A 20,309-nucleotide genomic window follows, 5' to 3' on the forward strand; every position below is an offset into this window, starting at 1 on the left:
GGATTTCGGGCGTCTCCTCGAGCTGGATCCAGTTGTACTGGATGTTCGAGCGCGTCGAGAAGTGGCCGTAGCCGCGGTCGTGCTCGCGCGCGATGCGGCCGAGCATGCGCAACTGGTCGCTGCGCAGATTGCCGTACGGAATCGCGATGCGGTGCATGTAGGCGTGGCGCTGCATGTACAGGCCGTTCTGCAGGCGCAGCGGGCGGAACTCTTCTTCGCTCAATTCGCCCGAGAGGCGCCGGCGAACCTGGTCGCGGTACTGCGCGACGCGTTCGTCGACGATGGTCTGGTCGTACTGATCGTATTGGTACATCGTTCGCTCCATCAATGCCGTGTCGCGCACGAGTGCGCGACACGGTCTTTCCTTACTCCGGTGCCTGTGTTCCGGCACGCGCCTGATCTGCGCCGCCCGTATAGGACTTGAAGCCGTATTGCTCGAAAATCTTCAGCCCCTGCGGCGACCGGATGAACGCCAGCCATCGCTGCGCCGCCTGCGGATGCGGTGCATGGGTCGCCACGCCGCCCGCATAGATCGCCGTCGTGTTCTGCGCATCCGGAATGTCGACGTGCGTAATCGCATGGCCGGCCTGCTCCTGGAACATTGCTTCGGATTGCCAGGTCACGCCCGCCTGCACCTTGCCCTGCATGATCCACAGCGGCGTCTGCCGGTGATGGATATGCGTAAGAAGCGTCGTGCCGTCGCTCACCTTCGTCGTGTAGACGCTGGTCACCAGCGCATCGCCGCCGGCCTTCGCGAGCGAAGCCTTGATCTGCCGTGCGATGCCTTCGAACTCGGGGTTCGGCATCGCGAGCCGCACGTCCGGCTTGCCCAGATCGGCGAGGCCCGTGATGTGCGCCGGGTTGTCCTTCGGCACCATGATCGTCAGCGTGTTGGTGACATAGGGCACCGCTGGCGCCTTGACGTTGCCCGCGTCGATTTGCTTCTGCACTGCTTTCAGGCCAGCGAGATACACGTCGGGTTTCACGGTCCACGTCATGTTGCCGACCGTCACCGTGCCGCCGTTCTCCATCTGCTTCACGAGCAGGCCCGGCGGAATCGTTTCCCAGTACACTTGGCCGCGATACTCGGGATACTTCTCTTCGAACGCGTGCACGAGCGGCGCCATCGCGAAGAAGTAGTTGCCGCCGACGAAGAGCGCCAGCGCGGGATGCAGCGGATCGCCATGGAAGTCGGCGAGATTGTCGGCGTCGGGCTCGGTGAACGCCAGGCCGCGCTGGGTCGCGTCGTCGTTTTCACCGTGTTGCCACGGCGGCGACACGCTCACGGACGTGGCCGGCGCGCCGGTATCGGCAGCATGGGCCAGCGGTGCGCCGAATGTCCCGACTGCACCGAGCGCGGCGACGACAGCCGCGCGGAGGATCGTATTGATTGAAAGCATGATCGGCATCCGTAACGTCGAAGGTCAAAGCGGCATCAGGGCGTAACCCTGGGACTCGAGCGTCGTGACCGTCGTCAGCGCGGAGAGCGCGAGCGTGACGTCGGACGCGATCGAGTCGTAGCTGAAGTGATGCTCGGCAACGGCCTGTCCGCACACGGCCACCGTCACGCCGGCCTTCTTCAGTTCCGCGATCAGCGGCAGGTTCGGATTCGCGATGCCGTATGCCGCGCGGTAATGCGCGTCGTCGAGCACGAGCGGCGTCGCGGCGCCGGATGCGACCGCCACGAACTTCAGATGCGAGAGCGGCACGCCGGCAGCCGCATAGAGATTGACGGTCCTCGCCACGCGGTCCAGCGCCGGATTGACGGTATCCGGCGACTTCGAACCCTGCGTGAGCGAGAACACGATCTTGTAGGTGTGGTCCGCCTCCGGCTTGAATGCCGAATCGGGAAGGAAATGGATCGGGCCGTAGCCCTGAATCGTGGGCGTGGTCCAGAAACCTTGCGGTTCGGCCTGTTGTGCATGCGCCTGGAACGACATCGCCGTGGCGGCGATCAGCGTGGCGGCGGCGAGTGACTGGATGATTTTCATGGCGAATCCCGTTGATTGAAGCTGGTAAGAGTGACTGCGCAGTTCAGAACGCAACTCAGGGTACAGATCAGGATGCAAACGCGCGCTCGACGACAAAATGCCCCGGCGAGGCCTGGCTGCCTTCTTCGAACCCGCGTGCTTCGAGCAACGCCCGCGTGTCCTTCAGCATCTGCGCACTACCGCACAGCATCAGCCGGTCGCTTTCCGGCGAAAACGGCGCGACGCCGAGATCGTCGAACAGCTTGCCCGACGCGATCAGGTCGGTGATGCGCCCGCGGTTCCGAAAATCCTCGCGCGTGACGCTCGGGTAGTAGATGAGCTTGTCGCGCACAGATTCGCCGAGGAACTCGTGCTGCGGCAGCGCCTCGGTAATGTGCTCGCGATACGCGAGTTCGCGGACGTAACGGCACGTATGCGTCAGCACGATGCGCTCGAAGCGCTCGTAGACCGACGGGTCGCGAATCACGCTCAGGAAGGGGGCGAGGCCCGTACCCGTCGAAAGCATCCACAGCGTCTTGCCGGGCAGCAGGTTGTCGACGATCAGCGTGCCGCTCGGGCGCTTGCCGATGAGGATCGGGTCGCCTTCCTTCAGATGCTGCAGGCGCGAGGTCAACGGGCCGTTCGGCACCTTGATGCTGAAGAACTCGAGATCCTCTTCGTAATTGGCGCTGGCGATGCTGTACGCCCGCATGAGCGGCCGGCCCTCGACTTCCATACCGACCATCGTGAACTGGCCATTTTCAAAACGAAACGCCGTGTTGCGCGTGCAGGTAAAGCTGAAAAGCGTATCGGTCCAATGCTTCACGGAGAGGACGGTTTGTTGTTCGACGTTGCTCATGATCGTGGGATTCCTTGCACTGGGTGGCGAAAGGTCGTGTGACCGCATGAACCGCAGTGTAGGGAACCGATGGCGCCCCGAAAAATACAATGATGGCATCCTGGCCATGACTTCCACGCATGGCAGGCTAATCGTAAGAATATGGGACCGGATACCAAAAAGGCATCCCGAGCATGCCATCAAGATATTTTTATGCTTCGCCCCCGGCCGATATGCTGTCGTTACCGGCTCGAGCAAGGGCCGACGCCCCTGACTAAGGGGAATACCTTCATAACCCGCGTTACTGCCTCACGGATATCGCCATGAATTCCATTGCCTATGAAAGAGCCTCCGGAAAGACCGGACCGGCAAGCCATGCTGAGCCGGGGCTAAACGAGTACGCGGCGCGCGCTGCCGGACTCGCACTGATTTCGGTTCGCGTGATCCAGGGGTTCATCTACTGGGGCGGCGGCTCGCGCCGCTTCATCTATGCGCCGAGCAAGCTGAACCCGAATGCCACGCACTGGATGGCCAACAAGTTCCAGACGGCCATGCCCGGCGCGATACTCGGCATGAGCCACGTGATCAGCTATATGCTGCATCACTTCGTACTGCTTTACGCCGGGGTGATCCTGTTCAGCGCGGCCGAGCTGATTGTCGGCCTGATGCTGATCACGGGGTTCTACACGCGGGCCGCCGCGCTGGCCTCGATGGGATTTTCCGTGCTGCTGATGCTGATGTTCGGCTGGCAGGGAGCGACCTGCATCGACGAATGGACCATGGCCGCCTGCAACCTCGCCATGGGCGCGACGCTGTTTCTCGGCGGGGGCGGCGCCTACGCGCTCGACAATGTCCTGCTGCGCAACAAGCCGCAGCGCGCGAATAGCGGCCTCTTCCGCTGGGCCTCGGGCTCCCTGCCCTTGCCACTGACCGACATCAGTTTCCGCAAGCTCGCGCTCATCGTGCTGGCCTTCGTGGTGGTGTTCGACGTCGGCACCTATAACTACTATCGCGGTTCGGTGTTCTCGCCATTCCATAGCGGCCCCGTGAGCCCCACCGCGCATCACGTGACGCTCAGCGATGCGACGCTCGACGCCGAAGGCAAGCTGCATTTCCACGCCACGCTCGATGCCGGTACGCCCGAGGCGCCGCTTCACATCGTGCGCGCCGCGCTGCTCGACGCGAACAATGCGCCGATCGTGCAGTGGGATGCCGAAGCGCTTTCGCACCTGCCGAAGTCCGCTTTCGAGAACGACTACGCGTACAACCGCTTCGGTCCTGGCCCCTTCGGTCTGCGTGCGCCCATGGGTGCGGCCTCGTACATCACGATGATGCTGCCGGCCGCAAACGCCGGAAACGCCGCCGACGTGGCAAAGGCGGTACGCGTGACCTTGACGGACGTCGATGGCCGTACTTTCTCCGCGCCGCTCCAGCACGTTGCGGATGCAAGCATCGGAGCACCGGGCGCTGCTTCCGGACATTGAAGCGACGCCGTTACGCCCGGTCTTGTCCCCTGCCGGTCCGCGACGCGAAATGAACTAGCGTCGCGGACCGAAGCCATTCGACGCGTTGCCCGCCACTCCGTAGCCGGCGCCGCTGCCGGACCCGGTGCCCCCCGTCGAAGACTGGGTATTACTGCGCTCATCGGTATCGCGCTTCGGGTCGCCCGGCCGCGGCGGCCAGATGCCATTGCCGTTGCTCTTGCGCTGCACGATAAAGCGCGCCTTGGGTGGGATGTCGCTAGCCGCATGTTTCACCGGCGGAGGCGGCGGATCGACAACCAGCGCCGATCTCTCGCCATACACGTAGGTCGACTCCAGGCCGAGCGCCACATTCACCCCCGAACTGCATCCGGTCTGGATTACCACGGCCTCCTGCGAAAACGCGCCCATCGTCCCGCCTCCGGCCGAGACTTCGCCTCCCACCGTGAGCGGAGCGCATTGCTGGGCGTCGAAGTCAACACCGCCATCGGGTACCACCACGTCCACCAGCGTCGCCCCGCCGACGGTCATGCTTGCGAGCTTGCCGGGCGCGAGGGTGCCGCCCTGCCCGTCGCCGATCTTCACGAAGTCGACGCGAACCTCGAAGCCAGTCAAGCGACTCGCATCGGGAGGCAGCGTCACCTTGTACGCCCCGCTGCGTGGCCCGTCGTCGATACCGGCGAAGCTGCCGCCTCGCGTCACGATGCGAAAGCCGATGCCCGCGAGGTTGGTGGCATAGACGTCGCCAAGGCCCGAGGTCACGTCGAGCGGAGCAAGCACACGCAGTTCGCGCTGGTTGTCCGTGCCGGTACATGTAAATGGCAGGTCGCGCACGGCCGCCGCCTGAGCCGAGCCCAGCAGCACCCCGTCCGGCGTCCCCTTCGGCACGGCAATACGCACCGGCGATAACAACAGTTCGAGCGTGCCATCCTCGCCAGTCGACCTGCACGCGGCGTGCGCGAACGACGCGCAGCAACTGCCGATCAGCAGCCCCGCGAATGTCAGCCATCGTATAGCCTGACGCGCACCCCGCTCCATATGCCCTTGCCGCCGTTCTGGAAGTCGTTGAACTGTACAGGCCGATTCTACGAAGCATCGGCTTCAATAAGCCAACAGGCGCATTACGGCGCGTGTTCGTGTCTTTACGGATTGTTACAGGAGGACAGGAATCAGGACGGTGGTACGGCTTCGCGCCATGCAACATCGGCGATACGGGGCACGCACGCCGCACGCGCACGCAACGCCGCGCTCAACCGAATGCCGCCACCGCGATACGCGCGGCCGACGCGATCACATCGTCCTTCGCCCTCGCGTCGGCGCGAGTCTGCGTGTAGTAGACGACCAGCACGATCGGCGCACGCGACGGCAGCCAGCAACAGGGATCGACGTTGCGAAGAGTAGGTCATGTCGTGCGTCTCGAGGTGGATGGAATGCGAAGGAATGCGAAGCCGCCGGCCAGCGAGGCAGCAATATCCCGACTTTACGTTCACCTGACAAGCAACGATAATTGTCCTCTGACGAAAGATTTTCTTATCATGAACATGGGCCCGTTGCGGGATCTGCACGCTTCGACGACCGTAGTGAAACGGGCCGGCGACGCCGGTCCGCTTTGCCGCGCCGTTATCCGGGCGGCGCAACCACTACGTACCGAACCTGCGTGCCGACGTACTGCGGCTGATACCACGTCGGGCCGCACTGCTCGTACGTCACGCTCGTGCGGGCCATGCCCCTGAACGCGAGCGCCGCAGGCGAGGCCAGCACCAGCGATACGATCAGTCCGAGCGCAATCGCCCGTCGAGTACGCTTCATCATTCGGCCTCCTCGCACGGAGGCTTGCTGGCCGGCGTCATTTCGATTTTTTTCGCGCCGGCCCACGGATCGTCGCTGCCATACGAGTCATATCTCCACGTATCAGGCCGCGCGCGCCACCGACGCGCGCATCGTGACGGTCACCGGGAACGTCCGCTCGATCAGCCAGTCCGCGCCGTAGCACTGGTTGATGAGCCAGCGCACCGCATTGCGCGTGAGCTCGGCGGTGGGAATGTGCACCGAAGTAAGCGCGGGCGCCATATAGGCCGCCGAATAGTCGTCGTCATAGCCGATCACCGAAACGTCGCGCGGCACGGCCAGCCCCGCCTGCTGCAGCCGCGCGAGCGCGCTCATGGCCATCGTGTCGTTCGCGCAGAAGAGCGCCGTGAAGCGCCGCTTCGTGTCGAGCAAGGTCTGGGCGGCGACATAACCGCCCTCGGGCGAGAAGTCCGATTCGATATGCGTGACCGTTTCGCGCGCAATGCCATGCCGTTCGAGCTCGGCAAAAAAGCCGGCGAGACGCGCCACGTTGTCCGACGAAGACGCGGGCCCGCCGATCACGGCAATGTCGCGGTGCCCGTGCTCGACGAGCGTGCGGGCCGCAAGCGCGCCGCCCCTCATGTGATCGGCACAGAACGACGCCTCGGGCATCTGTTCGAAGGCTCGATTCAGGAACGCCATGCGCGGATGCAGGCCATGCAGCATCGCGAGGTCCTCGTCGTGCAGGTCGTGGCTGATCACGACCACGCCGTCGCAATCGCGGCCAATCAGAAAGCGCACCGCTTCGATCGCCTGCTCGCGCGGCGACGCCTCTCCGCATCCGGTCGCCACCACCACGTGGCGGCGCACGGCGCGCAGCTCCGTATCGGTCTCTTTGAGGATCGTGCCGTAATACGAGCCGAAGAACGTCGGCACGAAAATGCCGATGATGCCGAGCGACTGCGTGGCCATCGCGCGGCCTATCGACGAGGGCCGAAAGCCGAGCTGATCGATCGCGGCCTGCACGCGCGCCGCCGCGTCGGCCGACACCGGACCCTTGCCCGATATGGCCCGCGACGCCGTAGAAAGGCCCACGCCCGCCAGTGCCGCCACGTCTTTCAAGGTCGCCACGTCTTGTCCCCTCAGTATTTTTTTGCGTCCGCTCAGAGCCTCGCACCCGTCTCCTCGTCGAACAGCGACACGTGCGCGCCATCCAGGCTGAACGGTACCGCGGTGCCGCTCACGAGCGGCGTCTTGTCCTGATCGATCGACGCGATCTGGATGCCATGATAATCGAGCCAGAGAACGCGGTGATTGCCCATCGGCTCGACCAGCGTGAGACGCCCTTCCGAGGCGGTTTCGCCCGCCCGCACGGCGCCCGCCGCGCGTACGTCCTCGGGCCGCACACCCAGCACGCAGGCACGGCCGAAATCGGGCGCGCCGCGGAACGCATAGTGCGTCACGTCCAGCGCGAGATGCGGCGTGCGGAACCACAGCTTGCCCTCGCCGGCCTCCAGCGTGCCCTGCAGGAGATTCATGGGCGGCGTGCCGAGGAAGGTCGCCACGAACAGATTGTCGGGCCGCGCGTAGACCTCGGCGGGCGTGCCGAACTGCTGGATCACGCCGCCTTTCATGACGGCCATGCGGGTGGCGAGCGTCATCGCTTCCACCTGGTCGTGCGTCACGTAGATCATTGTCGCGCCCAATTGCTGGTGCAGTTGCTTGAGCTCGCGGCGCAGTTCCGTGCGCAGCTTGGCGTCGAGGTTCGAGAGCGGTTCGTCGAAGAGGAATACGTCGGCCTCGCGCACGAGCGCCCGGCCGATCGCCACGCGCTGGCGCTGACCTCCCGAAAGCTGCGCGGGCTTGCGCGTGAGCAAAGGTCCGAGCTGCAGCATGTCGGCCGCACGCTTCACGCGGCGCTCGATCTCGTCCTTCGGTGTGCCGTTGATTCGCAATGCGAATGAAAGATTGCGCTCCACGTTCATGGTCGGATAGAGCGCGTACGACTGAAACACGAGTGCCACGCCACGGTCCTTCGGGTCGGCCCACGTCATGTCCTCGCCGCCGATCTCGATACTGCCGTCGGCCACCTCGATCAGCCCCGCGATGCTGTGCAGCAGCGTGGACTTGCCGCAACCCGAGGGGCCGAGCAGTACCACGAATTCACCGGCGCGCACGTCAAGATCGAGGTCGTCGATCACCGTGTTCGCGCCCAGATCGATGCGCAGGTTGCGCACCGCTACGTTAGCCAGATTCGCCATTGCCTGTCCCCTCTTACCCCTTTACGGCACCTGACGCGATGCCGCGCACGAACCAGCGTCCCGACACGAAGTAGATCGCGAGCGGCACGAGCGACGTGAGAATGGTCGCCGCCATGTTCACGTTGTAGAGGCGCTCGCCGGTGGTCGTGTTGATGATGTTGTTCAGTTGCACGGTCATCGGCAGGTTCTTCTCGCCCGCGAACACGAGGCCGAGAATGAAGTCGTTCCAGATACCCGTGACCTGCATGATGATCGCGACGACGATGATCGGCACCGACATCGGCAACATCAGTTGAACGAAAATACGCCAGAAGCCGCCGCCGTCGATACGCGCCGCCTTGAACAACTCCTGCGGCAGCGACGCGTAGTAGTTGCGGAACAGCAGCGTCATGACGGGCATGCCGAAAATCGTATGGATCACGACAATGCCGGGAAGCGAGCTGAACAGATGCACGAAGGCCAGCACGCGCACGAGCGGATAGACCATCACCTGCACGGGGATGAACGCGCCCGCGAGCAGGATGCCGAACAGCAGGCCCGCGCCGCGCGGCTTCCAGAACGAGAGCGCGTAGCCGTTCACCGCGCCCACGGCGATCGAAAGGATCGTGCTGGGCACGACGATGCGCACCGAGTTCCAGAAGCCCACGCGGATGCCGCCGCAGTCGAGCCCCGTGCACGCCGTGGCCCAGGCGTCGCGCCAGGGGGCGAGCGTGAAATGCACGGGCAGCGCGATCAGGTTGCCGAGGCGAATCTCGTCCATCGGCTTCACCGACGTCACGAGCATCACGTAGAGCGGCAACAGGAAAAACAACGCGGCCGTGAAAAGAAACGCATAGATGCCCACGCGCGCCGGCGTGAAGCGCGAGCGCCGTTTGGGATTACGCTTCGCTGGCTTGGGCGGAGTCAGCGTATGGCCCGATAGCGTGCTCATCGGCGTGCCTCCCTCAGGGCGAAGCGGCTGCGCGCATAGAAGACCGGCGCGAGGATCGCCAGCACCGTAGCCAGCAGAACGATCGACGCCGCCGAAGCGAGGCCGATGTTGGCGCGATTGAACAGATAGTCCATGATGAACTTGGCCGGCACTTCGCTCGCCGTGCCGGGCCCGCCCTGGGTCATTGCAACGACTGCGTCGTAGAGCTTCACGACCATCACGAAGAGCAGCACGAACGCCGTCGAGAGCGACGCCTTGAGCATGGGCACGACGATGCTCGCATAGACTCTCCAGCGCGGAATGCCGTCGAGGCGCGCGGCTTTCCAGATCTCGTCGTCGATGCCGCGCAGACCGGCCAGCATAAGCGCCATCACGAGACCGGACGCCTGCCACACCGTCGCGATCACGAGCGTGTAGATCGCAAAGCGCTGCGAAACGATCCAGTCGAACTGCGCGTGCACGAAGCCCAGGTGATGAAGGACGGCTTGCACGCCGAGTTCGGGATTGAGGATCCACTGCCAGACGAGCCCCGTCGCCACGAACGACATCGCGTACGGATACAGGAACACCGTGCGCAACGCGCCTTCGGCCACGACGCGCTGATCGATGAAGATCGCCAGCAGAAGCCCGATCGCGAGGCACGCGGCGACGAAGCACACCCCGTAGATCGCGAGGTTCTGCAGCGAGACGATCCAGCGGTCGTTTTCGAAGAGGCGCACGTACTGCGTCGCGCCCGCGAACGTGTTCGTGGGCAGCGAGCGCGAATAGCTCATCGAAACACGCGCGGTCCAGAGGATCGTGCCCAGATACGCGAACACGACCGTCGCGGCCATGGGCACGAGCGCGATCCATGCGGCGAGCGACAGGCGCCGCCGCGCGAGCGAGTGTGACTTCGCCTGGCGGCGCGCATGGGTGAGCTTGAGCGCGTACATGAGCCGGTCTAGCTCTTGATCGCCGTGGCGAAAGCCTTCTGCGCGTCCTCGGCCGACTGGTTCTTGTTCCAGAAGTTCGTGATGACGTCCTGCAGCGCGCCTTGCACGTCGGGCGAGATCAGCATTTCCGGGTTCGGCAGTTGCCGCGACTTGTCCTTCATGATCGCCATGCCCTCCTTCGCGCAGATATCGAAGCCCGATTCGTCGACGTCCGGGCGGATCGGAATCGCACCCTTACGCTGGTTGAAGGCCGCCTGCGCGGGCGGCGAGGTCATGACCGTCGCCAGCAGTTGCTGTGCCTGGATCTGCTCCGGGTTGTCCGTCTTCGGGAACACGAACACGTCGCCCGCCACCATATAGGGCGACTTCGGCCCGAAGCCCGGGAAGCAGCCGAAGTCCTTGCCGGCCACCTGCTTCGCCGCGGAGAACTCGCCCTTCGCCCAGTCGCCCATGATCTGCATGCCCGCCTTGCCCGAAATCACGAGCGCCGTCGCATCGTTCCAGTTGCGGTTGGGCGAGCCCGGGTCGACATAGTTGTGCAGCCGCTTGAACGTGGCAAGCACGTTGCGGAACTCGGGCGAGTTGACGGCGTTGACGTCGCGGTCGCGATAAACCTTCAGGTACAGATCGCGGTTCATGTCGGCGAAGATCGCGTCGAAGGTGATCTTCTCCTGCCACGCCTGGCCGCCCAGTGCGAGCGGGATGAGGCCTGCCGCCTTCAGCTTGTCGAGGTCGGCGAAAAGCTGGTCGAAGTTCTGCGGCTCGCCCTGGATGCCGGCCTTGGCGAAGGCCGGCTTCGAGTAGAAGAACCAGTCCTGCATGTGAATGTCGACCGGCGCCGCGTAGAAGTGCCCGTTCACCTTGATCGCGTTGAGAATGGACGGCGGGAAGATCGCGTTCCAGTTCTCCTTGGCCGCGACCGTATCGACGTTGTTAAGGAGTCCCTGGTCGATGAGGTCGTGGAACTGCTTGGACGTGTTGAACTGCGCGGCCGTGGGCGGATCGCCGCCGACGATGCGGTTGATCGCCGTGGAGCGCGCCTGGTCGGCGCCGGCAATGGCGTTGTCGACCCACTGGCCGCCCGCCTGGTCGTAGGCGAGCGCGAACTGTTTGATAGCGGCCGACTCGCCGCCCGAGGTCCACCAGTGAATCACGTTGGCCTTGAGCGGTTCGGCGGCATGGGCCGCGAGGGCCCCGGCCAGCGTCAGTGCAGCCACTATGCCGCGCAGGACAGGTACGTTGTGCTTCATTGTGTCTCCTCCGGTCGTTCCGGGTTATTTTGCCGGGTTGATCTGCCTAAGCGATGACTCCGTTGCCGCATTGCCACGGCGAGGCGCATTGCACGCCTCGCCCCGGCGCGCTAATCGGTGCCGCGCGAACGTCGAGCCTCGATGAAGCGTGCGATCAGTTCGGCGCTGCGCTTGGGCGTGCGCTTTTGCGTGTCGTAGTCCACATGCACGACGCCAAAGCGCCGCTCGTAGCCGAACGCCCATTCGAAGTTGTCGAGCAGCGACCAGACGAAGTAGCCGCGCACGTCCACGCCGGCCTTGATCGCCGCATCGACGGCGGCGAGGTGCCGCTTCAGGAAGGCAATGCGCTGCGGATCCTCGACCTGGCCGTCGATCACGCAGTCGTTTGACGCCATGCCGTTCTCGGTGATGTAGATGGGCGGCAGGCCCTCGTAGTCGCGATCAAAGCCGATCAAGAGGTCGCGCAGCCCATCCGGGTGCACCTCCCAGCCCATCTGCGTGCGCTCGACGCCTTCGAGCGGCACTTCGACGAAACCGTGCGCGCCGTCGCTCTTCACGTTGGTGCGGAAATAATAGTTGATGCCGAGGAAGTCGAGCGGCGCCGCGATCGTGCGCATGTCGCCTTCGAGCACGAGCGGCTCGGTGCCCGGCCACAGTTCGAACAGGTCCTGCGGATAAGCGCCCTTGAGGAGCGGGTCGAGAATCCACGCGTTGTGCTGCACCTCGAACAGATGGGCGGCGCGCACGTCGGCGGCAGCAAGCGAATCGGGCGTGCCGCGGCCCACGTTGGCGACGATGCCCTTCGCCGAGCCCGGATCGTTCGCGCGCAGCACGGGAATCGCAAGGCCATGCCCGAGCAGCAGATGATGCATGGCCTGAGTGGCGTAGCGGCCGTTCGCGAGGCCCGGCGCGTGATGGCCGTTGCCGTAGCCCAGATACGCGGAGCACCACGGTTCGTTGAGCGTCATCCAGCCGTCGACGAGGCCCTTGAGTTCGCGGCTCATGAGGTCGGCGTAATCGGCGAAGCGGAACGCGGTGTCGCGGTTGAGCCAGCCGCCGCGATCCTCCAGATGCTGCGGCAGATCCCAGTGGTAAAGCGTCGCGAAGGTGCGGATGCCCTTCTTCTTCAGGCGCTCCAGCAGCTTTTTGTAGAACGCGATGCCTTTGGCGTTCGGGTGGCCTGCAGCATCCATCACGCGCGGCCAGGCGATCGAAAAACGATAGGCCTCGAAGTTGAGCTTCGACAGCAGATCGAAATCCTCTTCCCAGCGATGGTAATGATCGCAGGCCACCGCGCCCGTGTCGCCCGCGAGCACCTTGCCCGGCGTGGCGCTGAAGGTGTCCCAGATCGACGGCAGGCGGCCGTCTTCGCTGGCGGCACCTTCGATCTGGTACGACGCGGTCGCCGCGCCGAGCAGGAAGTCGCGGCGCCAGAGCGCCGAGTCGGCCGGGGGGGTAAAGGGATCGTCGTCCAGCGTGGCCGCGAGGGCGGATGGCGGCGAAGCGGCGGTGTCGTAGGTCACGAAAGCTCCTGCGCGTAAGGGTCGGCCGGGCGCGCGCGGCGGCCGGAACGGGAATGACAGGCAGTGGGCGGAAGCGGAGTGGAAGCGCTTCCACACGCTTCTGGCGCACGATAGCAGCCGCGAAATCGGCAGGACAATCAGGGTTTGTCTGGAGCGCTCCGCGCAAGCCAGAGGAAGGCTATGCGCGGCGAGTCGGGAGAGGCGGACGGCCTTGCACCGCCCGCTTCGCACAGGGCGCGAGGTTTTCCGCCTCGCTGGCTGCTCAGGTCTCCGTATGAATCCCGAGATCCGGGCGCACGGCAGCCAGCGCCTCGTGCAGTGTCGGATAGAGGTTCTGCGCCCCCACGACAGGCGTGATGCCGTGCCGGTCCATGTCGGCACGCAAATAACGGTTCACGCGCCCGAACACGACCTTGACGCCACGCTGTGCGAGGGTCGTGCACAGCGTGTTGACCGAGCGCCCTGCCGAGTAGTCGAGATCGGTGATCGCCCCCGCATCCACAACGACGCAGTGCACGGGCGCCGGCGCGCTGTCGACGAGGTGCTCCACTTCGTCGACGAACAGATGGTCGTTCGCATAGAAGAGATCGGCGCCGAAGCGATAGACGATCAATCCGGGCGCGGTCTGCATGCCGGGCTGCGACGGCTCGGGTTGCCAGCGGCCGCCGTTGCTGGAGGCGAGCACCATTGTGTGCGGACGGTAGCTGTGGCGCACGTGCCGCAGCAGCGAGAGCCCGATCGCGATCAGGATGCCGTTCTCCACGCCGATCACCACTACGGCGAGCGCCGTCGTGACAGCGAGCCGGAATTCTCCGGGACTCTCGCGGCGAATGTCGAACAACTGACCTACGTGCACGAGCCCCACCGCGATCGTGAAGACGATCGCGGCGAGCACGCAGTGCGGCAGGTACTGGAGCCAGCGGCTCGCGAACAGCAGCACGAGCAGCACGACGAGCGCGAACACGAGCTGCGCGAACTGGCTGCGCGCGCCCGCCGAATCGCCCATGGCGGTCTGCGTGGGGCTGCCGTTCACGACGAAGGCACCAGAGAGGCCGGCGGTCACGTTTGCGGCGGCGAGGCCGAGCAGGTTCGCGTCCTCGTCGGCGGTCTCGCCGTATTTCGTGGCGAATGCGCGGCTCGTGGCGGCACTCTGCGCAACGATGATGACGAAGCACGAGGCCGAGATCTGCAGCAGGTCAACCATCTGGAACCAGCCGACGGCGGGAAAGTGGAACGGCGGCAGCCCCGCCGCCACCGGCCCCATGATGGAGATGCCGTGAGCGGCGAAGTTCAGCGCGGCGCTGCACGCAATGCTCGCGACCACGGCGACGAGCGGTACGGGCCAGCGTGGCCGCAGACGCTTGAATACGAGGATGACCGCGACGACGAGCACCGCGAGGCCGAGCGTCGGCCAGTTGATGTGGGTGAGCTGCGTTGCGATCTGCCCTACCTGCTGCACGGTGCGCCGCGAGGTCACCGCAATGCCCAGCATGTCGCCGAGCATGGCGATGCCCACCTGTACGCCCACGCCCGTGAGAAAGCCCACGAGCACCGTGCGGGAGAGAAAGTCGGCAAGGAAGCCGAGGCGGAACACGCGTGCGATCAGCAGCATCAGTGCGGTGAGCAAGGCCGTCATGCCTGCGAGCGCAACGTATTCGGCGCTGGACGGCGTGGCCATCGTCGCGAGGCGGCTCGAAAAGATCGTGGCCGTGGCCGAATCGGCAGCCACGACCAGGTGGCGCGACGAGCCGAACAACGCGAACGCGACGAGCGGCAGAAAACCCGTATAGAGGCCGGTGACGGCCGGCATGCCCGCGATGCGCGCGTAGCCCAACAGTTGGGGAATGTTCATCGAGGCGAGCTGCACGCCCGCCAGAGAATCGCGCAGTGCCGAGGCGCGCGTGACCGGCCGCACGGCCTTGAACGGTTCAAATGCCATGACGTCTTCCTTTCGATGCCCGCATCCGCTTAAGCTCCTTCGTTGATAGGTATAACCGCGTATGGTAGCGCGCGCACGCAGTCGGGCGCCGAAACCGCTGCACGCGCAATGAAAAAGGCCAGCCCGCAGGCTGGCCTCGAACTGCATGACAAGCGATCAAGGACGCGAAACGGCGCGCCCGCCTATACCCTCACCGGAGGCGGCATATAACGGCACTCGTAGCGCTTGCGCACGGTGCCGTTCTCGTCGACGCTTTCCAGATACACGTCGAACTGCCAGAGCCGCGCCATGTGGCGCAGCACTTCGTCCGTGTCGCCCGACAGATGGCGGTTGTCGCTCATGAAGTGCCGCAGCGTGAGGCTGCGGTCGCCGCGCGTGTTGACCGACCACACCTGGATGTTCGGCTCGCGATGATGCATGTCGTACTGCCGCGAGAGCGCCTGGCGTACGTATTGATAGCCGCTGTCGTCGTGGATCGCCGACACTTCGAGCGCATCGCGCATGTCGTCGTCGAGCACCGAGAAGAGCCGCATTTCGCGGATCAGATGCGGCGAGAGATACTGCGCGACGAAGCTCTCGTCCTTGAAGTTGCGCATCGCATAGTGCAGCGCCTTGAGCCAGGGGCTGCCGGCGAGTTCCGGGAACCACTTGCGGTCTTCGTCGGTGGGGTTCTCGCAGATGCGCCGTATGTCGCTCATCATCGAAAAGCCCAGAGCGTACGGATTGATGCCGCTGTAATACGGTTTCGTCACCGGCGGCTGATAGACCACGTTGCTGTGCGAGTGCAGGAACTCCATCATGAAGCCATCTTCCAGCTTGCCCTGCGTGTAGAGCGTGTTGAGCAGCGTGTAATGCCAGAAGGTGGCCCAACCCTCGTTCATCACCTGGGTCTGCCGTTGCGGATAGAAGTACTGACCGATCTTGCGCACGATGCGGATCACCTCGCGCTCCCATGGGGCGAGCAGCGGTGCGTTCTTCTCGGCGAAGTACAGCAGGTTTTCCTGCGGCTCGGGCGGGAAGCGCTCCTCCACTTCCTCTGCAAGCGGCTCGTGCCTCGCAGGCAGTGTGCGCCACAGCTCGTTGACCTGTGATTGCAGATACGCCTCGCGCTCGCGGCGCAGCGCCGCCTCGCGCTCGAGCGAGAGCTTCTGCGGCCGCTTGTAGCGGTCCACGCCGTAGTTCATGAGCGCATGGCACGAGTCGAGCAGCTCCTCCACGCGATCGAGCCCATAGCGCTCCTCGCATTCGGCGATGTAGTTCTTCGCGTAGACGAGGTAGTCGATGATTGCGTGCGCATCGGTCCAGAGGCGGAACAGGTAGTTGCCCTTGAAGAACGAGTTGTGCCCGTAAGCCGCATGCGCGATGACGAGCGCCTGCATCGTCATCGTGTTCTCTTCCATGAGGTACGCGATGCAGGGATTCGAGTTGATGACGATCTCGTACGCCAGTCCCATCTGGCCCCGGCGATAGCTTTTCTCGGTGGAGAGAAAATGCTTGCCGAACGACCAGTGGCGATAGTTCACCGGCATGCCGACAGACGCATAGGCGTCCATCATCTGCTCGGCGCTGATCAGTTCGAGCTGGATCGGATAGACATCCAGTTCATATTGCTCCGCAACATGGGAAATGTGGGTGTCGTACTCCTCGATCAGCTCGAAGGTCCAGTCGGATGGGCACGGCAGAGGCCGTCTGTCGGCTACGTTCATAGGCGCTTCCCAAGGCTTGCGGAGACCGGGCCCGGTCTCGTGACCCGGCTCGGCAACATGACCCCGTTCTTTGGCGGCGGGCTTCGCGGCGTCCTGCTGCACGCCGTGGTGCCCTTTATGGTGACCGCCCGTCTTCCGGCGCTCCGGCTGATAGCCGCGCGCCTCGTTGTGCAGATGGCGTGTGGTCATGATTGCTCCACCTGCTTTTCGAAAAGCTCCCGGAATACCGGGTAGATATCTGCCGCGGTGTCGACTTTCTTCATCGCAAGCTGCGGCTCGGTGAGCGCCAGTTGCGCATATTCGAGCCAGAGGTTCTGCTCCTCCGGCGTCACCTGGATATACGCAAAATAGCGCACCTTGGGCAGGATGTCATCCGCAAGAAGCTTGCGGCACTTCGGCGAGTCGTCGGTCCAGTTGTCGCCGTCCGAGGCCTGGGCGCCATAGATGTTCCAGTCGGTGGGCGAATAACGGTCCTCGATCACCTGCTTCATCAGCTCCAGCGCGCTCGACACCACCGTGCCGCCGCTTTCCGTGGAGTGGAAGAAGGTGTCCTCGTCCACCTCCTCGGCACGCGTGTGATGGCGGATGAACACCACCTCGATCTTCTCATAATTGCGCTTGAGGAACAGGTACAGCAGGATGAAGAAGCGCTTGGAAAGATCCTTGCGCTGCTCGTCCATGGAGCCCGATACATCCATCAGACAAAACATGACCGCCTGGCTCGACGGCTGCGGCTGCTTCACGCGGTTCACGTAACGCAGGTCGAACGGGTCGATGAAGGGAATGCGCCAGATGCGGCCCTTCAGATGATGGATTTCCTCCTCCAGCACGCGGATCTCTTCGCGCCGGTCGGCCGGGTCCGCCTTGAGCGCCTCCAGTTGCTCTTCGAGCTCGTGCAGCTCGTTGACGAGCGGCGCGCCGAGCGCGATGCGGCGCCCTAGCGCGCTGCGCAGCGACCGTACGACGTCGATGTTGTTGGGCGTGCCCTCGGCGGCCCAGCCGGCGCGGATGCTCTTCCACGTCGGCACGGCCATGAGGTGGGTTTTCACGAGACGCGGCAGTTCGAGGTCGTCGAAGAAGTACTGCATGAACTCTTCGCGCGACAGCTCGAACACGAAGTCGTCCTGACCTTCGCCCTCGTTGCTCGCCTGGCTGCCGCCGCCACCGCCGCCACCCTGCGGGCGCGGAATGCGGTCGCCGCGGATGTAGTCCTCATTGCCCGGGTGGACCATCTCGCGCCGGCCGCCCGGGCCGTGGCGGAACGACGGCTCGGCAATGTCCTTGCGCGGAATCGTGATGCTCTGGTTCTTCTGTATATCCTTGATGCTGCGGTCACGCACCGCTTCCGAAACGGCGTGACGAATATAGTTTTTCACGCGGCGCAAGAAGCGCTCGCGGTTTGCAATGCTCTTGTTCTTTCCGGCTAGCCTGCGGTCGATGATTTGATGAAGCACATCCAGTCTCCCGCTCCAGTTTCGAATGGGCGAGGCGCCTGGCCGCGCTGCTATGCGGCCATGTTAGCGGCGCCGGCCGTCTTCTTCGCGCTTACGGCCATGCGGTCCGCGCCCCACCGGGAGTCCGTGCGCGCCGCCGCCTTGCTGCGGGAGCGGCGGCGCGAGCGGACGGTAACGCCTCGTCGATCATGACGACTTGCGCACGCGCAGGTACCAGTCGCACAGCAAACGCACCTGCTTCGGCGTGTAGCCCTTCGCGACCATGCGGTTGACGAAGTCTTCGTGCTTGCGCTGTTCTTCCGCCGACCCTTTCGCATTGAACGAGATGACCGGCAAAAGTTCTTCCGTATTCGAGAACATCTTCTTTTCGATCACCACGCGCAGTTTCTCGTAGCTGATCCACGCCGGGTTCTTGCCGGCGTTGGCCGCGCGTGCGCGCAGCACGAAATTGACGATCTCGTTGCGGAAGTCCTTGGGGTTGCTGATGCCCGCGGGCTTCTCGATCTTCTCCAGCTCGGCGTTGAGCGCCGCGCGATCGAAGCTTTCGCCCGTATCGTGGTCGCGGAACTCCTGGTCCTGAATCCAGAAGTCGGCGTACGTGACGTAGCGGTCGAAAATGTTCTGCCCATACTCCGAATAGGATTCGAGGTAAGCGGTCTGAATCTCCTTGCCGATGAACTCGGCATAACGCGACGCGAGAACGTCCTTCACGAAGGACAGATACTTCTGCTCGGTTTCCGGCGGGAACTGCTCGCGCTCGATCTGTTGTTCGAGCACGTACATCAGGTGCACCGGGTTCGCGGCTACTTCGGTCGAATCGAAGTTGAACACGCGCGAGAGAATCTTGAACGCGAAGCGCGTGGAGACCCCGTTCATGCCTTCGTCGACGCCGGCGAAATCACGGTACTCCTGATACGACTTCGCCTTCGGATCGGTGTCCTTGAGATTCTCGCCGTCGTAGACCTGCATCTTCGAAAAGAGGCTCGAATTCTCCGGCTCCTGCAGGCGCGTGAGCACGGACATCTGCGCCATCATCTTGAGCGTGCCGGGCGCGCACACGGCGTCGGCCAGCGACGAGTTGCGCAGCAGCTTCTCGTAGATCTTCATCTCTTCCGAATAGCGCAGGCAGTAAGGCACCTTCACCACGAAAATCCGGTCGAGCAGCGCCTCGTTGTTGCGGTTGTTGCGGAACGCCTTCCACTCCGACTCGTTCGAGTGCGCGAGGATGATGCCGTTGAACGGGATCGCGCCGAATCCTTCGGTGCCCTTGAAATTGCCTTCCTGGGTCGCCGTGAGCAGCGGGTGCAGCACCTTGATCGGCGCCTTGAACATTTCGACGAATTCGAGCAGGCCCTGGTTCGCGAGGCACAGGCCGCCGGAATAGCTGTAGGCGTCGGCGTCGTCCTGCGCGTACTGTTCGAGCTTGCGGATATCGACCTTGCCGACGAGCGACGAGATGTCCTGATTGTTCTCGTCGCCAGGCTCGGTCTTCGCGATGCCGATCTGACGCAGGATCGAAGGATAGCGGCGCACCACGCGGAACTTCCGGATGTCGCCGTTGTATTCGTGCAGGCGCTTGACGGCCCACGGGCTCAGGATGCTGCGCAGGTAGCGGCGCGGAATGCCATATTGCTCTTCGAGAATCGGGCCGTCTTCGTCGTAGTCGAAGAGGCCGAGCGGCGATTCGTTCACGGGCGATCCCTTGATCGCATAGAACGGCACGCGCTCCATGAGCTGCTTCAGACGTTCGGCGATGGAGGACTTGCCGCCGCCCACCGGTCCGAGCAGGTAGAGAATCTGCTTCTTTTCTTCAAGCCCCTGCGCCGCATGGCGGAAGTACGCGACCACCTGCTCGATCACGTCCTCCATGCCATAGAATTCGCGAAATGCGGGATATACCTTGATGACCTTGTTCGCGAAGATACGCGACAGGCGCGGGTCGTTTCTTGTATCGATCTGTTCGGGTTCGCCGATTGCAGCCAGCATGCGTTCGCCAGCCGTGGCATACGCACTGGGATCTTCCTTGCAGAGCGCGAGATACTCCTCAAGCGAGAATTCTTCCTCTCGCGTTTTTTCGAAGCGGTTCGCGAAGCTGCTGTAGATATCCATGCTACCTCCTCGCTAGATCTGCGACCGATGTCGTGCGCGGCGCGCTCATCGGAAACGACATCGCTCGAATTCATCCTAAACCCTTTTGGTTTTTTTTTCACACAGAAATCGCACCAGATGCGGGGCG

The 20,309-nt window shown here is 63.9% G+C and carries 16 protein-coding genes and 2 pseudogenes; 1 reads left to right on the forward strand and 17 read right to left on the reverse strand.

Annotated elements, in window-relative coordinates; genetic code table 11:
• From V8683_RS09800 to V8683_RS09815, 4 genes and pseudogenes are all read right to left on the reverse strand, one after another.
• Nucleotides 1-313, reverse strand: a pseudogene (locus V8683_RS09800) (nitrite/sulfite reductase); the annotation flags it as partial.
• A 52-nt stretch (nt 314-365) separates the two neighbouring features.
• A complete protein-coding gene (locus V8683_RS09805) occupies nt 366-1,400 on the reverse strand; it encodes a substrate-binding domain-containing protein (RefSeq protein WP_411189560.1) in 1,035 nt (344 codons plus the stop codon).
• Nucleotides 1,401-1,424: 24 nt separating this feature from the next.
• A complete protein-coding gene (locus V8683_RS09810) occupies nt 1,425-1,991 on the reverse strand; it encodes a DsrE family protein (protein ID WP_411189561.1) in 567 nt (188 codons plus the stop codon).
• Nucleotides 1,992-2,058: 67 nt separating this feature from the next.
• Nucleotides 2,059-2,829 (reverse strand): ferredoxin--NADP reductase, encoded by a 771-nt coding sequence (locus V8683_RS09815; protein WP_411189562.1) that lies wholly within the window; start codon nt 2,827-2,829, stop codon nt 2,059-2,061.
• A 302-nt stretch (nt 2,830-3,131) separates the two neighbouring features.
• Between V8683_RS09815 and V8683_RS09820 the strand changes: the two genes are divergently transcribed.
• Nucleotides 3,132-4,292 carry a TQO small subunit DoxD gene (locus tag V8683_RS09820; protein WP_411189563.1) on the forward strand — a complete coding sequence of 387 codons (1,161 nt, stop codon included), beginning with the start codon at nt 3,132-3,134 and terminating at the stop codon, nt 4,290-4,292.
• 54 nt (nt 4,293-4,346) lie between these two features.
• Here V8683_RS09820 and V8683_RS09825 read toward each other — a convergent pair whose 3' ends face one another.
• The 13 genes and pseudogenes from V8683_RS09825 to V8683_RS09885 all read right to left on the reverse strand — a co-directional run bounded on the left by V8683_RS09825 (nt 4,347) and on the right by V8683_RS09885 (nt 20,182).
• Entirely contained in the window at nt 4,347-5,327 is a 981-nt protein-coding gene (locus V8683_RS09825) for a hypothetical protein (protein WP_411189564.1), read from the reverse strand.
• A 211-nt stretch (nt 5,328-5,538) separates the two neighbouring features.
• Nucleotides 5,539-5,661 (reverse strand): annotated as a pseudogene (locus V8683_RS09830) (class A beta-lactamase); the annotation flags it as partial.
• Nucleotides 5,662-5,909: 248 nt separating this feature from the next.
• Nucleotides 5,910-6,101 carry a hypothetical protein gene (locus V8683_RS09835; RefSeq protein ID WP_411189565.1) on the reverse strand — a complete coding sequence of 64 codons (192 nt, stop codon included), beginning with the start codon at nt 6,099-6,101 and terminating at the stop codon, nt 5,910-5,912.
• 99 nt (nt 6,102-6,200) lie between these two features.
• On the reverse strand, nt 6,201-7,208 hold the full coding sequence (locus tag V8683_RS09840; RefSeq protein ID WP_411189566.1) for a LacI family DNA-binding transcriptional regulator: 1,008 nt from the start codon (nt 7,206-7,208) through the stop codon (nt 6,201-6,203).
• A 32-nt stretch (nt 7,209-7,240) separates the two neighbouring features.
• Entirely contained in the window at nt 7,241-8,338 is a 1,098-nt protein-coding gene (locus tag V8683_RS09845; protein WP_411189567.1) for an ABC transporter ATP-binding protein, read from the reverse strand.
• Between the two features lie 13 nt (nt 8,339-8,351).
• Nucleotides 8,352-9,269: a carbohydrate ABC transporter permease gene (locus tag V8683_RS09850; protein ID WP_411189568.1), complete on the reverse strand. Its 918-nt coding sequence runs from the start codon at nt 9,267-9,269 to the stop codon at nt 8,352-8,354.
• A complete protein-coding gene (locus tag V8683_RS09855) occupies nt 9,266-10,201 on the reverse strand; it encodes a carbohydrate ABC transporter permease (protein ID WP_411189569.1) in 936 nt (311 codons plus the stop codon). The genes V8683_RS09850 and V8683_RS09855 overlap by 4 nt, the downstream gene beginning before the upstream one ends.
• A gap of 8 nt (nt 10,202-10,209) precedes the next feature.
• The gene (locus tag V8683_RS09860; RefSeq protein WP_411189570.1) at nt 10,210-11,451 is read right to left on the reverse strand and encodes an ABC transporter substrate-binding protein; all 1,242 of its coding nucleotides are present in this window, start codon (nt 11,449-11,451) and stop codon (nt 10,210-10,212) included.
• 110 nt (nt 11,452-11,561) lie between these two features.
• Nucleotides 11,562-12,974 carry a GH1 family beta-glucosidase gene (locus V8683_RS09865; RefSeq protein ID WP_411189571.1) on the reverse strand — a complete coding sequence of 471 codons (1,413 nt, stop codon included), beginning with the start codon at nt 12,972-12,974 and terminating at the stop codon, nt 11,562-11,564.
• Between the two features lie 262 nt (nt 12,975-13,236).
• Nucleotides 13,237-14,913 carry a SulP family inorganic anion transporter gene (locus V8683_RS09870; protein WP_411189572.1) on the reverse strand — a complete coding sequence of 559 codons (1,677 nt, stop codon included), beginning with the start codon at nt 14,911-14,913 and terminating at the stop codon, nt 13,237-13,239.
• 182 nt (nt 14,914-15,095) lie between these two features.
• Nucleotides 15,096-16,808, reverse strand: coding sequence for a SpoVR family protein (locus V8683_RS09875; protein WP_411189573.1), 1,713 nt, complete (start codon nt 16,806-16,808; stop codon nt 15,096-15,098).
• Nucleotides 16,805-18,073 carry a YeaH/YhbH family protein gene (locus V8683_RS09880; RefSeq protein ID WP_027793789.1) on the reverse strand — a complete coding sequence of 423 codons (1,269 nt, stop codon included), beginning with the start codon at nt 18,071-18,073 and terminating at the stop codon, nt 16,805-16,807. The genes V8683_RS09875 and V8683_RS09880 overlap by 4 nt, the downstream gene beginning before the upstream one ends.
• 186 nt (nt 18,074-18,259) lie before the next feature.
• The gene (locus V8683_RS09885; protein ID WP_411189574.1) at nt 18,260-20,182 is read right to left on the reverse strand and encodes a PrkA family serine protein kinase; all 1,923 of its coding nucleotides are present in this window, start codon (nt 20,180-20,182) and stop codon (nt 18,260-18,262) included.
• Nucleotides 20,183-20,309 lie beyond the last annotated feature (127 nt).

Source organism: Paraburkholderia sp. AV2 (assembly GCF_054968425.1).

Excerpts from the sequence above, each read along its gene's own strand:
- V8683_RS09815 (WP_411189562.1), bottom strand. The coding sequence starts at position 2,829 with ATGAGCAACGTCGAACAACAAACCGTCCTCTCCGTGAAGCATTGGACC.
- V8683_RS09825 (WP_411189564.1), bottom strand. The coding sequence starts at position 5,327 with ATGGAGCGGGGTGCGCGTCAGGCTATACGATGGCTGACATTCGCGGGG.
- V8683_RS09845 (WP_411189567.1), bottom strand. The coding sequence starts at position 8,338 with ATGGCGAATCTGGCTAACGTAGCGGTGCGCAACCTGCGCATCGATCTG.
- V8683_RS09855 (WP_411189569.1), bottom strand. The coding sequence starts at position 10,201 with ATGTACGCGCTCAAGCTCACCCATGCGCGCCGCCAGGCGAAGTCACAC.
- V8683_RS09870 (WP_411189572.1), bottom strand. The coding sequence starts at position 14,913 with ATGGCATTTGAACCGTTCAAGGCCGTGCGGCCGGTCACGCGCGCCTCG.
- V8683_RS09805 (WP_411189560.1), bottom strand. The coding sequence starts at position 1,400 with ATGCTTTCAATCAATACGATCCTCCGCGCGGCTGTCGTCGCCGCGCTC.
- V8683_RS09875 (WP_411189573.1), bottom strand. The coding sequence starts at position 16,808 with ATGACCACACGCCATCTGCACAACGAGGCGCGCGGCTATCAGCCGGAG.
- V8683_RS09820 (WP_411189563.1), top strand. The coding sequence starts at position 3,132 with ATGAATTCCATTGCCTATGAAAGAGCCTCCGGAAAGACCGGACCGGCA.
- V8683_RS09835 (WP_411189565.1), bottom strand. The coding sequence starts at position 6,101 with ATGATGAAGCGTACTCGACGGGCGATTGCGCTCGGACTGATCGTATCG.
- V8683_RS09810 (WP_411189561.1), bottom strand. The coding sequence starts at position 1,991 with ATGAAAATCATCCAGTCACTCGCCGCCGCCACGCTGATCGCCGCCACG.
- V8683_RS09885 (WP_411189574.1), bottom strand. The coding sequence starts at position 20,182 with ATGGATATCTACAGCAGCTTCGCGAACCGCTTCGAAAAAACGCGAGAG.
- V8683_RS09850 (WP_411189568.1), bottom strand. The coding sequence starts at position 9,269 with ATGAGCACGCTATCGGGCCATACGCTGACTCCGCCCAAGCCAGCGAAG.
- V8683_RS09860 (WP_411189570.1), bottom strand. The coding sequence starts at position 11,451 with ATGAAGCACAACGTACCTGTCCTGCGCGGCATAGTGGCTGCACTGACG.